Origin of the sequence: Williamsia sp. DF01-3 (assembly GCF_023051145.1) — a bacterium.
Taxonomy (GTDB): domain Bacteria; phylum Actinomycetota; class Actinomycetes; order Mycobacteriales; family Mycobacteriaceae; genus Williamsia.
On the sequence record NZ_JALKFS010000005.1, the window covers coordinates 2,785,213 to 2,800,321 of the forward strand.

Genomic DNA, 15,109 nt, shown 5'->3' on the forward strand with positions numbered 1-15,109 from the left:
CACACGAAGTGCGCTGGGTACGGTTTATCGCATGTCGGACAAGGAACTCGAAGGCCAGCAGGCCGATCACTACCTGGTGGGGCTCAGTTTGTCCGGACGTCGGGTGGTGATCATCGGTGCGGGTTCGGTGGTGCAGAGACGATTGGGCACCCTCGCCCACAGCGGTGCGGACATCCACGTCATCGCCCCCGAGGCGACCCCGACCGTCGAATCGTTCCCGGGCATCACGTTGTCGCTGAGGGAATACCGCGACGGCGATCTCGCAGATGCCTGGTACGCGCTCGCGTGCACCGACGATCCCGAGGTCAACGCCGCGGTGGTGGCCGAGGCCGAATCACGGCGCATCTTCTGTGTTCGCGCCGACGATGCGCGGCACGGTACCGCCGTGACCCCTGCATCGTTGCGGCACGACCACCTGAGCATCGGTGTGCTGGCCGGTGGAGACCATCGACGGTCTGCCGCGGTCCGGACCGCGATCGGTCAGGCGCTGGGCGGCGGCGAGTTGGGCGCTGCCGGTCTGGAGGCTGCTGCGCACGGTTCACAGCCACCCGGCGTCGCGCTCGTCGGAGGTGGTCCGGGTGACCCGGATCTGATCACGGTGCGTGGTCGGCGGTTGCTCGCCGCTGCCGATGTGGTCGTCGCCGATCGCCTCGCGCCGCCGGCGCTGCTCGCCGAGCTGGGCCCGCACGTGGAGATCATCGATGCCGCGAAGGTCCCCTATGGACGGGCGATGAAGCAGGAGTCGATCAACGAGGTCCTCATCGACCGCGCCAAGGCGGGCAAGTTCGTGGTCCGCTTCAAGGGCGGGGATCCGTACGTCTACGGCCGGGGATTCGAAGAACTCGCGGCATGTGTGGCCGCGGGTGTGCCGGTGACGGTGGTCCCCGGGATCACCAGCGCCATCGCCGGTCCGTCGGCCGCCGGCATCCCGGTGACGCACCGGGGGATGACCCACGAGGTGGTGGTGGTCTCCGGGCACATCCCGCCCGATCATCCCGACTCCCTCGTCGAATGGCCTGCGCTGGCGAAGATGCGCGGCACCATCGTGCTGATGATGGCCGTCGAGCGACTCGACGTGTTCACCGCGGCGCTGCTGAAAGGTGGCCGGGATGAGGCGACGCCCGTCGCGATCATCGAGAACGCCACACTCAGCAGCCAGCGGGTCGTGCGCTCGACGCTTGCTGCGGCGGCCGCGGACGCACGCTCGCAGAACGTTCGCCCGCCCGCGATCGTGGTGATCGGTCCGGTCGCCGGGTTCGACGCGGAAACCGGCAGCACCGGGACTCCCGCGACCGGACCGTGACAAGCTTGATTGTGAAATGGCGACCAGGCGGCGGTACCGTCGATGCCCATGACCTCATCGACACGCATGTCTGCTGACGTCGGACAGACCCGCGTGTGGGGTCCGCAGATCGTCGTGCTGGGCGGTATGCAGCTGCTCGTGGTGCTCGACGGCACGGTGGCCGCCCTGGCTCTGCCCCGCATACAGACAGCGTTGGAGCTCTCCGACAGCGCCGGAGCGTGGATCATCACCGCGTACGTGCTTGCGTTCGGCGGTCTGATGCTGCTCGGCGGAAGGCTCGGCGACACCTTCGGACGCAAGAGGATGTTCGTCGGGGGTGTGGCGGCCTTCACCGTCACCTCTCTGCTCTGTGGACTCGCCTGGGATCCGCTCAGCCTGATCATCGGGCGCGGGCTGCAAGGCGCTTCGGCGGCGGTGGCCGCGCCCACCGCAATGGCCCTGGTGGCAACCACATTCGCGCCGGGCAAGCCCCGCAACCAGGCATTTGCGGTCTACGCCGCGATGACCGGGATCGGTTCGGTTGCAGGTCTGATCGCTGGAGGCGTGCTCACCGAACTGTCCTGGCGACTGGTGTTCCTGATCAACGTCCCGATCGGTCTGCTGGTCGCGATCGGCGCCATCTTTGTCCTCAAGGAGTCACAGGGTGAGCGACTGCCGCTCGACGTCCGGGGTGCCGTACTCGGCACCGCCGGCTGTTCCCTAGTGGTGCTGGCGGTGAACGAAGGACCCGGGGGCTGGTTACGTCCGATCGTCGTGGTCCCGCTCATCGTGGGGATCTGTGCGCTGATCGCTTTTGTGATGGTCGAGCGCCATGCCGACAACCCCATCCTCCCGTTCAGTCTGTTCGCCAACCACAGCCGCGTCGCAGCGCTGGTCGCGATCCTGCTGGCGGGCGCCATCATCATGTGCATGGCGGTCTTCATCTCGCTGTACCTGCAGGGCATTCTCAAGTACTCACCGATCCAGAGCGGCATGGCCGTGGTTCCGTTCGCGTTCGGTCTCGGGATCGCGGCGGCCGTCGCATCCAAACTGGCATTGCGTTTTCAGCCGCGATGGTTGGTGATCGCCGGCGGTTCGGTGGTGGTCGCGGGTTGCGCCTACGCTGCCGCGATCGCCCGCGATGCTCCCGCCTACATGCCGCACATCTTCATTCCGGTGGTCGTGATCGGCGCCGGCGTGGGCATGGCGGTGATCCCGCTGACGCTGTCTGTGGTCGCCGGAGTCGGGCCCACCGAGATCGGACCGCTGACCGCGCTCGCGCAGGTGGCCCAGAACCTCGGTGGAGCGATTGCCCTGGTTGCGGTCGGGGCGATGGTGACCTCGCGGACATTGTCCGAGGGCGGGGTGACCGGGCCGGTGGAAGAGATGGACGCAGGCCAGCTCGATGCGCTCGCAAGCGGTTATGGCCTGGCGTTCGTCTGTTGCGCCGCGATCGCCGTCCTTGCCGGTGTGGTGGTGATGTTCATGCGTTTCACCCCCGAGGACGTCGCAGAGGGGCAAGCGGCTCAGGAGGCCGCTCACACCGACATCGACCCCAACGAACTGACTGCCTGACCCTGTGCCCACCGCTCAGTCGGTGAAGACGATCAGCTCCCGTTCAGAGGCCACCTCGGCTCGCTGACCCCCGTCGGCGACGATTGCGGCCAGCGAGTTGATGTCGCGTACCTGTTTGCGAGACCGGATCAGCGAGCGGGCCACCACACCCTTGTGGTGTTTGTTGAAGTGGCTGACCACGGTGCGTGTGCCGTCAGTGCCCTCGGTCAGCACGGTCACCGTGATGGCGTCGGGGACCGGACCCAGTTGCTGGTAACCACCCGACCGCAGGTCGATGACCACGTCCTCGCCCAGAGCTGCCAGTGCCTCGGGGAGCGCGGGTTTCCATTCGGCTGCCAGCGTTCTGAACCCGGGAATCTTCGACCCCGCGGACAGTCGGTACGCCGGGATCAGGTCGCCCGCGCGCGCGACGCCGAACAGTGCCGAGCCGACAGCCAGACGGTCGATTGCCTTGTTCTTGCCTGCCCGGGTCAGCGACGGGTAGTCGAGTGCGTCGAACAACACACCGGTGTAACGCTCGATCGCCGGTCGTGTCGGACTCGTCCACAGCTGGGCGTTCCGCTCGATCTCGGGCGTTGCCGACGCCCCCAGGCCCAGAGCCTTCCGGCTCGCGTCGTGGTCGTCGGCGAGGGACACGATGGCCTCGGCCAGCTTGCGGCGGATGGGCGTCAGGGTGGGCAACGACAACGCGTCCAGGTCCAGTGGAGCGCCGCGGCCGCCTCCGGCCTTGGTCTCCGAGGGGGTAAGACGATCAGCACAGTGCAACACCGTATCGCCGACGGCTCAGCCGTGACCGGGCACCGCCGGGAAGGCGTCCAGACCCCGTTAAGGTGACACCGTGATCACACGCATGTCGACCCTGTTCCTGCGCACGCTGCGCGACGACCCAGCCGACGCCGAGGTACCCAGCCACCGGCTGCTGGTCCGCGGCGGTTACGTCCGTCGGGTCGCCCCAGGCGTGTACAGCTGGCTGCCCCTGGGCCTGAAGGTGTTGCGCAAGGTGGAGACCGTGGTGCGCGAAGAGATGGACAACATCGGAGGCCAGGAGATCTCTCTGCCCGCGCTGCTCCCGCGCGACCCGTATGAGGTCACCGGCCGCTGGACCGAATACGGCGATGCCCTCTTCCGGCTCAAGGATCGTAAGGGCGCCGACATGCTGCTCGGACCGACACACGAGGAGCTGTTCGCGCAGCTGGTGAAGGGGGAGTACTCGTCCTACAAAGACCTCCCGGTCACGCTGTACCAGATCCAGACCAAGTATCGCGACGAGGAACGCCCGCGTGCGGGCATCCTGCGCGGCCGCGAGTTCATCATGAAGGACTCGTATTCCTTCGACCTGGACACCGACGGATCGAAGGCGTCCTACGACGCCCACCGAGAGGCGTATCAGGCGATCTTCCGCAGGCTCCAGGTCAAGTACGTCATCGTGGCCGCCACCTCGGGCGCGATGGGGGGCAGCGCGTCCGAGGAGTTCCTCGCCGAGAGCGAGGTGGGCGAGGACACCTATGTCCGCAGCCCCGAATCCGGGTATGCGGCCAACGTCGAGGCGGTCATCACCCCGGCACCGCCGGCGCGCGCCATCGAGGGCCTGCCCGAGGCGACCGTGCACGACACCGGCAACACCCCCACCATCGACACACTCGTGGCGTGGGCCCGGGAGACCTTCCCTGATCGCGGCTTCACTGCGGCGGACACGCTCAAGAACGTGGTCGTGAAGCTGCGCCGACCCGACGGCACGACCGAATTGCTCGCGGTGGGTGTGCCGGGGGATCGCGAAGTCGACATGAAGCGGCTCGAAGCAGCTGTGGAACCTGCTGTGCCCGAACTCATCACAGACGCCGACTTTGCGGCCAACCCGTTTCTGGTCCGCGGTTACATCGGCCCGAAGGCCTTGCAGGACAACGGTGTGCGCTACCTGGTCGACCCCAGGATCGTCGACGGCACCGCGTGGATCACCGGCGCGAACGAGCCGGGCAAGCATGTGGTGGACCTGGTGGTCGGGCGGGACTTCGTGCCCGATGGCACGATCGAAGCCGCCGAGGTGCGCGACGGGGATCCGTCGCCCGATGGCCTTGGCACGCTGGTGACCGCCCGGGGGATCGAGATCGGCCACATCTTCCAGCTGGGTACCAAGTACACCGACGCATTCGATGTGGACGTCCTCGGCGAGAACGGCAAGCCCGTCCGGCTCATCCAGGGTTCCTACGGGGTCGGCGTGTCCCGGATGGTCGCCGTGATCGCCGAGCAACACCACGACGAGAAGGGTCTACGGTGGCCGAAGTCCGTGGCGCCCTTCGACATCCACCTCGTGATCGCGAACAAGGACGAGCAGGCGTGGGCCGGGGCGCAGAGCCTGGCCGCCGACCTCGACGCAGCCGGTATGTCCGTGTTGATCGACGACCGAAAGGCCTCACCCGGAGTGAAGTTCAAGGACGCCGAACTGCTGGGCATGCCCGTGGTGGTGGTGGTCGGCCGAGGTTGGGCGAACGGCACGGTGGAGATCCGGGATCGCTTCACCGGAGAGGCCACCGAGGTCGCTTCCGACGTGGCGGTCGAGACGTTGCTTGCGGGCCGCTGACTCAGATCGTGCTGCCGGGCAACGCGACGGTCGACGGCGAGATCCGCAGCGCCAGACGCCATGTCGCCGCCCGACGGGCGCTGTCGGTCAATCCGCCCAGCGCCAGGCCGCGTGCGGCGGCGTCCTCGGCGCGTTCCAGCAGGGCCCGGTAAGCGATCGTGCAGTCCTCTTCGGTGGACAGCGCGACGGTGAGGGCAGAAACCGGGTCGGTGATCGGCTGCGGTAGATCGTAGCCGGGTGCTGCCTCCGGCACCTCGGCCGCGGCGGTGGTGAGAGCCGCGGTCAACTCTTCTCGACGTGATCGATGTTCGGCGGTGAACTCGGCGATGGTCTGTGCGCGGGCCGTGGCCGCGTACGCCGCGACCACCCCGTAGGTGAAGATAGTCGCGTTCTCCGCATCAAGGGTCGCAGCGAGGGCGTCGGTGGTCACGGTCACGACAGTTGCACCGCCACAGCCGTTGTGGTGCCGGCGCTGATCGACCCGAGGAGCCCGGCGACATACCCCTGGGTCTGCACCGCCAGGTCACCGGCCGACCGGGCGGAGGCGGTGAGCTGTACACGCAACTGATCGATCGTCGGTGGGGCCGGTGGACTCGGACTCGGCGCCGCGGAACTCGATGCGCTGGCCGCGCGTCCGCTGTCGAGACGGGTGATCTCGTCGGTCAGCGCCCGTGCATGCGTGCTGCGCTCCTGAGCGATCACCGTCAGTGCGGCCGCCCGGTCGGGATTGGTCGCCACCGCTGCCGTCGCGGCAGTTGCATCGGCGTTCGCCGAGGCTACCTGGGGGAGTAGTTGGTCGGCGAGCTTTTGTTTCGCGGTGACCTCCGCGCTGTCACCGCACGCAGCCACCGTCGCGACCGCGGCCGCACCCGCCGACAACACAAGCGTCGATCGCAGGAAAATCCGTCGCGTAGGACTCCAGCTGGTGGAGTCCGAGGTTTCCACGGACCTCACCAGGTCCATCGAGTTTCGTACGTCACTGACCGTCACAGGTTCACATAGTGCCAGTCGCGCTCGGCAAGGGAAGACTCTGCCGGTTCGCGGTGGGTCGCGTGCCCTGCCGACCGAGCAGGTGGGCGAAACGGTGTCCGCGGGGCGTTAAGCTGATGGCCACACGCCGCATCGCCGATGCGAGGCATGCGGTCGACCATCGACCGCTCGACATGCTGGAAACCGACAACTGCACATGGAGGAGACGCCGATGCCCGGGGCAATCGACCAGGACCGGATCAGCGCACTGCTCGAGCCGATCGCCGCTCAGAACGGCTACGACGTCGAGGAACTGACGGTGTCCGCCTCCGGTGCGGAGAACGTGGTCAAGGTGGTCGTCGACCGCGATGGTGGCGCCACACTCGACGAACTGGCCGCCCTGAGCAGATCCATCTCCGAAGTGCTCGACGCTCCGGTCGAATCCGGCGACTCCGTCGGCGACAGGACATCGGCCGACCCGGTTGCCGCATTCGACACCTATGTGTTGGAAGTGACTTCACCGGGCGTGGACCGCCCGCTCACGGCAGCGCGTCATTGGCGACGCGCCGCCGGCCGCAAAGTTGTCGTCGACCTCGTCGGCGAGCCACCCGAGCGGGTCGCCGGGCGGGTGGGGCGACTGGCCGATGACGAGAACAGCGTGTCGGTGGTCATCAAGTCCGGCCGGGGACTGACCACCCGGGAGATCGAGCTGGCGGCGGTACGCAAGGCGTTCGTACAGGTGGACTTCGGTGAACCGTCCCCTGCGGAACTAGAGAAGTGCGGCCTCGATCCCGAACAGATCGAGGCAAGACGGAAAGGGAACAAATGAATATCGATATCGCAGCGTTGAGAATGATCGAGGCCGAGAAGGGCATCTCGATCGACACCGTCATCGAGACCATCCAGTCGGCTCTGCTGACCGCGTACCGCCACACCGACGGATTCGCGCCCCACGCGTACATCGACGTGGACCGCAAGTCGGGTCAGGTGCGGGTGATGGCGCAGGAACGTGACGAGGACGGCAACGTCATCTCCGAATGGGACGACACACCAGAGGGATTCGGGCGGATCGCGGCGACCACCGCACGGCAGGTCATCCTGCAGCGTCTCCGAGATGCCGAGCACGACAAGAACTTCGGCGAGTTCTCCACCCACGAGGGCGAGATCGTCGGCGGCGTGGTCCAGCAGGACGCCCGGGCGAACGCACGCGGCATGGTGGTCGTGCGGATCGGCAGCGAGGCAACGGGACAAGAAGGTGTGCTGCCGCCGGCGGAACAGGTGCCGGGAGAGAAGTACGTGCACGGCGAGCGGATTAAGTGCTACGTGGTGGGCGTCACCCGCGGAGCGCGTGGACTCCAGATCACGCTGTCGCGAACCCATCCGAACCTGGTCCGCAAACTCTTCTCGCTCGAGGTCCCGGAGATCGAAGACGGGTCGGTGGAGATCGTCGCCGTGGCCCGCGAGGCCGGGCATCGATCGAAGATCGCAGTGCACACCGGGGTCGCCGGGCTCAACGCCAAGGGCGCCTGCATCGGGCCGATGGGGCAGCGGGTCCGCAACGTGATGAGTGAACTGGCCGGAGAGAAGATCGACATCATCGACTACGACACCGATCCCGCGGTGTTCGTCGGTAACGCGCTCTCGCCGTCGAAGGTCATCTCGGTCACGGTGGTCGATCTGGCTGCCAAGGCGGCGCGGGTCGTGGTTCCCGACTACCAGTTGTCGCTGGCCATCGGCAAGGAAGGGCAGAATGCCCGGCTCGCGGCGAGGCTCACCGGGTGGCGTATCGACATCCGTAGTGACGCCCAGCCCGATCCCGACCATGTCGAGTCGGCGGCGGGTGCGAGCTGACCGAAAACTCGCCGGAAAGGGTGGCATTGGCATCTGCAGCGCCCAGGACGGTAGACTTTGCGGTGGTCCACAGTGATCCTTCGCCCCACCGCGAGAAAACTCCGATGCGTACCTGCGTCGGATGTCGACAGTGTCGCCCGGCCACCGAACTCATTCGGCTGGTCGTCTGCACTGACGACGGTCTCCCGGCTGTTGTGATCGACCATCGAAAGACCATGCCAGGGCGAGGAGCCTGGCTGCATCCCGAACCGGCATGTCTGGTCACGGCGGTGCAGCGCAGAGCCTTCGCAAGGGCATTTCGGCTCGGCGGGTTGACCGTCGACGTCGATCTACTGACCCGAGAGATCGAGTCGGTAGCCACACAGAGAGGCCGGCAGCAGTCGGCCACTAAGGACAGGTAGCAGAAGACATGAGCACACCGTGAAGTTCTTGCGATGAGCACGTTTCGGACGTAGACCGAGGTCGTAGCGGGCAATGCCGCTCGACCTCCAAGTGAGGAGAGCAGTGGCAGGCAAGGCCCGCGTGCACGAATTGGCCAAAGAACTGGGCGTGACGAGTAAAGAAGTACTCGCCCGACTCAGCGAACAAGGCGAGTTCGTCAAATCAGCGTCGTCGACCGTAGAGGCCCCGGTGGCCCGGCGACTTCGCCAGTCCTTCCCCGGGAAGGACGCTCCCGCCGCCAACGGTGGAGCACCATCATCAAACGCCGGAGGCAGCGCCCCGGCAGCAAAACCATCAGCAGCCAAGCCGGGTGCCGCGCGCACCTCGGCTCCTTCGGCACCGCCACCCAGCGGTTCGGCTCCGGCCGCGCCGTCGACCGGCGCAAAGCCCGGCGCCCCGCGCCCGGCGGCTCCCGCAGCCAAGGCGACACCGGCAGCACCCCCGGCGCCCCCGGCAGCAACTCCGGCCCCGCAGAACCGGCCCGCTCCCCAGCGTCCGGCTCCGGCGGCTCCTCAGGCTCCCGCAGAATCGGCAGCCTCCGCGACCCCGCCTGCGGCTCCTTCCCGTCCGGCTCCGGCCGCACGTCCGGCCGCTCCGGGCCCCAAGCCCGGTCCGCGTGCGCCGCGGGTCGGTAACAACCCTTATTCGACGGCCGCTCCGGTCGAGCGTCCGGCACCACGTCCGGCACCCGGCGCGGGCGGTCCCCGCCCCGGCGGCGGCCAGCGCCCCGCACCCGGCGGCGCGACCGGCGGACGCCCGGCACCGGGTCAGGGCGGTCCCCGTCCCAGCCCCGGCAGCATGCCTCCCCGTCCCAATCCCGGTGCCATGCCGGCTCGTTCGGCCCGCCCAGGCGGTCCGGGCGGACCCGGTGGTGCGCGCGGCGGTCCCGGTGGCGCACGTGGCGGACCCGGTGGCGCCGGTGGTGCGCGCGGCGGTCCCGGTGGCGGCGGCGGTGGATACCGCGGCGGTCCCGGCGGCGGTGGCGGCGGAGCCCCGACAGGTGCTCCCGGTGGTCCTCCCGGTGGGTTCCGCGGACGCCCGGGTGGCGGCGGTCGTGGACGTGGTGGCGGCGCAGCCGGTGCCTTCGGTCGCCCCGGCGGTGCAGTCCGTCGTGGTCGCAAGTCGAAGCGGGCGAAACGCGCCGAGTACGAGAGCATGCAGGCTCCCGCAGTCGGCGGCGTGCGGTTGCCACGTGGCAACGGCGAGACCATTCGCCTTGCGCGCGGTGCATCGCTGTCCGACTTCGCCGACAAGATCGACGCGAACCCGGCAGCACTGGTGCAGGCGCTCTTCAATCTCGGTGAGATGGTCACGGCCACCGAATCGGTGAACGACGAGACGCTCGAGCTGCTCGGCGGCGAGATGAACTACGTCGTGCAGGTCGTCAGTCCTGAAGACGAAGATCGCGAGCTGCTCGACTCCTTCGACCTCACCTACGGCGAAGATGCCGGTGGCGAGGAAGATCTCGAGCAACGTCCGCCGGTGGTGACCGTCATGGGTCACGTCGACCACGGTAAGACGCGACTGCTCGACACGATCCGAAACGAGAAGGTCCGCGAAGGCGAGGCCGGCGGCATCACCCAGCACATCGGTGCCTACCAGGTCCTCACCGAACTGGACGGCAACGAACGTCTGGTCACCTTCATCGACACCCCGGGTCACGAGGCGTTCACCGCCATGCGTGCCCGTGGTGCCAAGGCCACCGACATCGCGATCCTCGTGGTCGCGGCCGACGACGGTGTCATGCCGCAGACGGTCGAGGCGATCAACCACGCACAGGCGGCCGACGTGCCGATCGTCGTGGCGGTCAACAAGATCGACAAGGAAGGTGCTGATCCGCAGAAGATCCGCGCTCAGCTCACCGAATACGGTCTGGTCGCCGAGGACTTCGGCGGCGACACCATGTTCGTCGACATCTCCGCCAAGCAGGGCACCAACATCGACGCGCTGCTCGAAGCGGTTCTGTTGACCGCGGATGCCTCACTCGACCTGCGGGCGAACCCGGACATGGACGCGCAGGGTGTGGCCATCGAGGCCCACCTCGACCGTGGCCGCGGCCCGGTGGCAACCGTGCTCGTGCAGCGCGGAACGCTCAAGGTCGGCGACTCGATCGTCGCCGGAGACGCCTACGGACGTGTCCGACGGATGGTCGACGAGCACGGCGCCGATGTCACGGCGGCGCTGCCGTCGCGCCCGGTCCAGGTCATCGGTTTCACCTCGGTGCCCGGTGCAGGCGACAACCTGCTGGTCGTCGACGAGGACCGCATCGCCCGCCAGATCGCCGATCGCCGCAATGCGCGCAAGCGCAATGCGCTGGCCGCACGCAGCCGCAAGCGGATCAGCCTCGAAGATCTCGATTCGGCTCTGAAGGAGACTTCGCAGCTGAACCTGATCCTCAAGGGCGACAACTCGGGAACCGTGGAAGCGCTCGAAGAAGCGCTGCTCGGTATCGAGATCGACGACGAGGTGCAGTTGCGGGTCATCGACCGCGGTGTCGGTGGCGTCACCGAGACCAACGTGAACCTGGCGTCGGCATCGAACGCGATCATCATCGGGTTCAACGTCCGTGCCGAGGGCAAGGCAACCGAACTCGCGAACCGCGAGGGTGTCGACATCCGGTACTACTCGGTGATCTACCAGGCCATCGACGAGATCCAGAGCGCGCTCAAGGGCATGCTCAAGCCGATCTACGAAGAGGTCGAACTGGGTCGGGCCGACATCCGTGCGATCTTCCGTTCGTCGAAGGTCGGCAACATCGCGGGTTGTCTGGTCACATCGGGCATCATGCGCCGGAACGCCAAGGCCCGTCTGTTGCGCGACAACGTCGTGATCGCCGAGAACCTCACCATCTCCTCACTCAAGCGCGAGAAGGACGATGTCACCGAGGTCCGCGACGGCTACGAATGCGGTCTCACGATCACGTACAACGACATCAAGGTCGACGACGTCATCGAAACGTACGAGTTGCGGGAGAAGGCACGCGAATGACGTCGGCGACGGACATCAAGGTCGACGACGTCATCGAAACGTACGAGTTGCGGGAGAAGGCACGCGAATGACGTCGGCGACGGACATCAAGGTCGCCGACGTCATCGAGACCTACGAGTTGCGGGAGAAGGCCCGGGAGTAATCCCGGACCAGGACGTCATGTTTGTCGGCTCCCTGGAGATCGACCTACTGCTCGGAGACGTCCGGTCCCTGAAGCAGAAGCGCTCAGTGGTGCGGCCCATCGTCGCATCACTGGCGCGTCTGCGGGTTTCGGTCGCCGAGGTCGACGACCACGATCTGCACCGCAGAGCGCGGATCGGGGTCGCGGCAGTCGCCACCGATTCGCGGCACATCGGTGAAATACTCGATGCCAGTGAAGATCTGGTCATGCAACGGCCTGAGGTCGAAGTGTTGTCCGTCCGGCGCAGAATTCGCAGCAGCGACGACGACTGAGCTCACTGCAGCACAATTACTCGAGAAGAATTCGGCTCACGGGCCGGTCTGAGAACAGAAGGAGTGAGGTCCCATGGCAGACCCCGCACGGGCACAGCGGTTGGCGAAGCGGATCTCATCGATTGTCGCCACGGCCATCGCCAAGGAAATCAAGGATCCCCGCCTGGCCTACGTCACCGTCACGGACGCGAAGGTGACCGGTGATCTACACGATGCAACGGTTTTCTACACGGTGATGGGTCCGTCGCTCGACGAAGAACCCGATTACGCGGCAGCCGCCGCGGGTCTGGCCAAGGCGACCGGCATCCTGCGGTCGAAGGTCGGAGCCGGAACCGGTGTCCGCTTCACCCCGACACTGAGCTTTGTGTTGGACAAGGTGCCCGACACCGCACGTGATCTCGAAGAACTACTCGAGCGCGCCCGCCAGCAGGACGAGGAAGTCGCCCGTCTGGCCCGCGATGCCGCCCCGGCCGGCGACCCGGACCCCTACAAGGAACCAGCCCGTGCCGATGGCGATCCCGGCGACGAAGGTGCGGGTACTGCGGGTGCTGACGAAAGGTGAACACCACCGAAACGGCGGCCACCTCCGCACTACGGTCGATCGTCGACGTGCTGGCAGCTGCCGAGCACGTCACCGTCCTCTGTCATACGCGGCCTGACGCCGACACCATCGGTAGCGGCCTTGCCATAGCCGGGGCACTGCGGCGCCGAGGCGCCGTGGTGGAGGTGAGCTTCCCCGATTCGACGACGCTACCTGCGGCGCTGGCCGAATTGCCCGGTGCCGACACGCTTGTCGAGCCGAGCGAGGTCGTCGGCCACCCCGTTGTGGTGACAGTCGACTGCGCCAGCATCCATCGTCTGGAATCGCTGGCCGCCGTCGTGGAGGCGGCGCAGTCATCGGTGGTCATCGACCACCACGCGTCCAACGACGGCTTCGGCACCATCAACTTCGTTGATCCCACCGCGGACTGCACGGCCGAACTCGTTCTCGAGATCATCGATGCGCTCGAGGTGCCGCTCGACGTCGAGGTCGCCACCTGTCTCTATGCCGGCGTGGTCACCGACACCGGATCATTCAAGTGGGCGAGCCCCCGATCACACAGGATCGCCGCTCGGTTGCTCGAACTGGGTGTGGACGGCCGGAGGTGGACTCGGCGACTTCTCGACACCCACCGGTTCGCCTGGCTGGCGATGGTTGCCGCCGCCCTCGACTCGGCGGAGCTGGTTCCCCACGCGTTTGCCGGACGCGGTCTGGTGTACGCCGTGGTCGATCACGAGTCCACGGCAGCGCTCGGCTGGGAAGAGAGCGAGAGCGTGGTGGACATCGTGCGCACCACCTCCGAAGCCGAGGTCGCGGTTGTGTTCAAGGAGGCCTCGCCGGGTCAGTGGACGGTGTCGATGCGCGCCAAATCGGACGTCGACCTCGTCCCGCTGGCTCGGATACACGGCGGCGGTGGTCATCGGCTCGCTGCGGGATACGGCGCCACCGGAACGGCCACGGAGGTCGTCGGGCAGTTGTTGCGCTCGGTGTGACCGAAGCGAGCGTCGGGGAGTTCACTCCCACCAACAGCCGAATCCTGCGGTTGTCGGCCTCGGCCCTGGTTGTTCTCGTGGCCGAGCCGCTGTACCTGATGCTCGATCTGGCCGTTGTCGGCAGGCTCGGCGGTCTCGACCTCGCAGCGCTCGGTGTCGGAGTGCTCGTCTTGTCTGTTGTCAGTACCCAGCTCACGTTCCTGTCGTACGGCACGACGGCTCGGGCTGCGCAGAAGTTCGGCGCAGGCGATCGAGCCGGAGCGGTGGGCGAGGGGTTGCAGGCCACGTGGATCGCGCTGGCAGTGGGTGCGATCATCGTGGCGGTCATGCAAGTGGCCGCCCCCTGGATCCTCGACGTGCTCACCGGCGGCGGTGACGTGGCCACCGAGGCGGTCGACTGGCTGCGCATCGCGGTCTGTGGGGTGCCGTTGATCCTGCTGTCGATGGCCGGTAACGGCTGGATGCGCGGCGTGCAGGACACCCGACGTCCCATTCTGTACGTGGTTGCCGGACTGGGTCTTTCGGCAATTCTGTGCCCGATTCTGGTGCACGGACTGCTCGGTGCGCCGCACCTGGGGCTTGTGGGCAGCGCAATCGCCAACGTCATCGGCCAGAGTCTGGCCGGGCTCCTGTTCGCGATCCGCGTACTCCGCGAGTTCAGTGCGGTCACCCGCCGGACGCCGGAGGGCGCCGGACCCGGTGATCTGTCGACGGTGTCCAGGCGTCCTCAATGGACGGTCATCGCAGCGCAGCTGACCCTTGGTCGCGACCTCATCATGCGCAGTCTCGCCTTTCAGGTGTGTTTCCTGTCCGCAGCCGCAGTGGCGAGCCGGTTCGGCGTCGCAGCGGTCGCGTCCCACCAGCTCGTCCTGCAGCTCTGGAACTTTGTCGCCCTCGTCCTCGACTCGTTTGCCATAGCGGCCCAGGCTCTGGTCGGTGCCGCCCTCGGGGCCGGTGCGGTCCCGGCAGCATGGAGAGTCGCCCGCCGCGTGATCGCCTGGTCGTTGGGTGTGTCGGTCCTTTTGGCCGCGATGTTCGCCGCGGGCAACGCCGTCTTCCCGCGAGTGTTCACCTCCGACGCCGCGGTACTGGACGAACTGTCGACGCCGTGGTGGTTCTTCGTCGCGATGCTCCCGATCGCGGGAATCGTTTTCGCCCTCGACGGCATCCTCCTCGGAAGCGCAGACGCGGCCTTCCTCCGCACCTCGACACTGCTGTCGGCAATCATCGGATTATTGCCGCTCATCTGGTTGTCCCTGGCGTTCGATTGGGGTCTGGCCGGTATCTGGACCGGCCTAGTCGTGTTCATGGTGCTGCGGCTGATCACCGGTGCATGGCGAGTGCGCGGTGGCCGTTGGACCGAGGTGGCATCCGGGCGACCCCAGCGCCCTGAACCGGGTCCACCCGAACCTTCGACTACCCTCGCGTGACGGGGCGGA

At 67.1% G+C, this 15,109-nt stretch carries 14 protein-coding genes; 11 read left to right on the forward strand and 3 right to left on the reverse strand.

All coding sequences use genetic code 11. The annotated features are described in order from the left end of the window. Positions 1–31: 31 nt before the first annotated feature. Together cobA and MVA47_RS15260 are read left to right on the forward strand one after the other, a co-directional pair. Entirely contained in the window at positions 32–1,303 is a 1,272-nt protein-coding gene (gene cobA, locus MVA47_RS15255; RefSeq protein WP_023963905.1) for a uroporphyrinogen-III C-methyltransferase, read from the forward strand. Positions 1,304–1,351: 48 nt separating this feature from the next. Then, positions 1,352–2,857, forward strand: a complete 1,506-nt coding sequence (locus MVA47_RS15260; protein ID WP_374474206.1) for an MFS transporter — start codon at positions 1,352–1,354, stop codon at positions 2,855–2,857. Positions 2,858–2,872: 15 nt separating this feature from the next. On the opposite strand, the gene yaaA is transcribed toward MVA47_RS15260, so the two are convergent. Beyond that, the gene (gene yaaA, locus MVA47_RS15265) at positions 2,873–3,622 is read right to left on the reverse strand and encodes a peroxide stress protein YaaA (protein WP_247208541.1); all 750 of its coding nucleotides are present in this window, start codon (positions 3,620–3,622) and stop codon (positions 2,873–2,875) included. Between the two features lie 73 nt (positions 3,623–3,695). Between yaaA and MVA47_RS15270 the strand changes: the two genes are divergently transcribed. Then, positions 3,696–5,435, forward strand: coding sequence for a proline--tRNA ligase (locus MVA47_RS15270; protein WP_247208542.1), 1,740 nt, complete (start codon positions 3,696–3,698; stop codon positions 5,433–5,435). A gap of 1 nt (position 5,436) precedes the next feature. On the opposite strand, the gene MVA47_RS15275 is transcribed toward MVA47_RS15270, so the two are convergent. Then, positions 5,437–5,865 (reverse strand): ferritin-like domain-containing protein, encoded by a 429-nt coding sequence (locus MVA47_RS15275; protein WP_308280556.1) that lies wholly within the window; start codon positions 5,863–5,865, stop codon positions 5,437–5,439. Between the two features lie 2 nt (positions 5,866–5,867). Continuing rightward, entirely contained in the window at positions 5,868–6,380 is a 513-nt protein-coding gene (locus MVA47_RS15280; protein WP_247208544.1) for a hypothetical protein, read from the reverse strand. Positions 6,381–6,636: 256 nt separating this feature from the next. Here MVA47_RS15280 and rimP point away from each other — a divergent pair, with 256 nt between their 5' ends. From rimP to MVA47_RS15320, 8 genes are all read left to right on the forward strand, one after another. Continuing rightward, on the forward strand, positions 6,637–7,233 hold the full coding sequence (rimP, locus tag MVA47_RS15285) for a ribosome maturation factor RimP (protein ID WP_247208545.1): 597 nt from the start codon (positions 6,637–6,639) through the stop codon (positions 7,231–7,233). Then, positions 7,230–8,255 carry a transcription termination factor NusA gene (nusA, locus tag MVA47_RS15290; protein ID WP_030163530.1) on the forward strand — a complete coding sequence of 342 codons (1,026 nt, stop codon included), beginning with the start codon at positions 7,230–7,232 and terminating at the stop codon, positions 8,253–8,255. Before rimP ends, nusA begins: the two co-directional genes overlap by 4 nt. A gap of 104 nt (positions 8,256–8,359) precedes the next feature. Beyond that, entirely contained in the window at positions 8,360–8,656 is a 297-nt protein-coding gene (locus MVA47_RS15295; RefSeq protein WP_247208546.1) for a YlxR family protein, read from the forward strand. Between the two features lie 103 nt (positions 8,657–8,759). Further along, a complete protein-coding gene (gene infB / locus MVA47_RS15300) occupies positions 8,760–11,684 on the forward strand; it encodes a translation initiation factor IF-2 (RefSeq protein ID WP_247208547.1) in 2,925 nt (974 codons plus the stop codon). 159 nt (positions 11,685–11,843) lie between these two features. Beyond that, positions 11,844–12,137 carry a DUF503 domain-containing protein gene (locus MVA47_RS15305; protein WP_030163524.1) on the forward strand — a complete coding sequence of 98 codons (294 nt, stop codon included), beginning with the start codon at positions 11,844–11,846 and terminating at the stop codon, positions 12,135–12,137. A gap of 73 nt (positions 12,138–12,210) precedes the next feature. Further along, positions 12,211–12,699 (forward strand): 30S ribosome-binding factor RbfA, encoded by a 489-nt coding sequence (gene rbfA / locus MVA47_RS15310; RefSeq protein ID WP_247208548.1) that lies wholly within the window; start codon positions 12,211–12,213, stop codon positions 12,697–12,699. Next, on the forward strand, positions 12,696–13,670 hold the full coding sequence (locus tag MVA47_RS15315) for a bifunctional oligoribonuclease/PAP phosphatase NrnA (protein ID WP_247208549.1): 975 nt from the start codon (positions 12,696–12,698) through the stop codon (positions 13,668–13,670). Before rbfA ends, MVA47_RS15315 begins: the two co-directional genes overlap by 4 nt. After that, entirely contained in the window at positions 13,667–15,100 is a 1,434-nt protein-coding gene (locus tag MVA47_RS15320; protein WP_247208550.1) for an MATE family efflux transporter, read from the forward strand. The genes MVA47_RS15315 and MVA47_RS15320 overlap by 4 nt, the downstream gene beginning before the upstream one ends. Positions 15,101–15,109 lie beyond the last annotated feature (9 nt).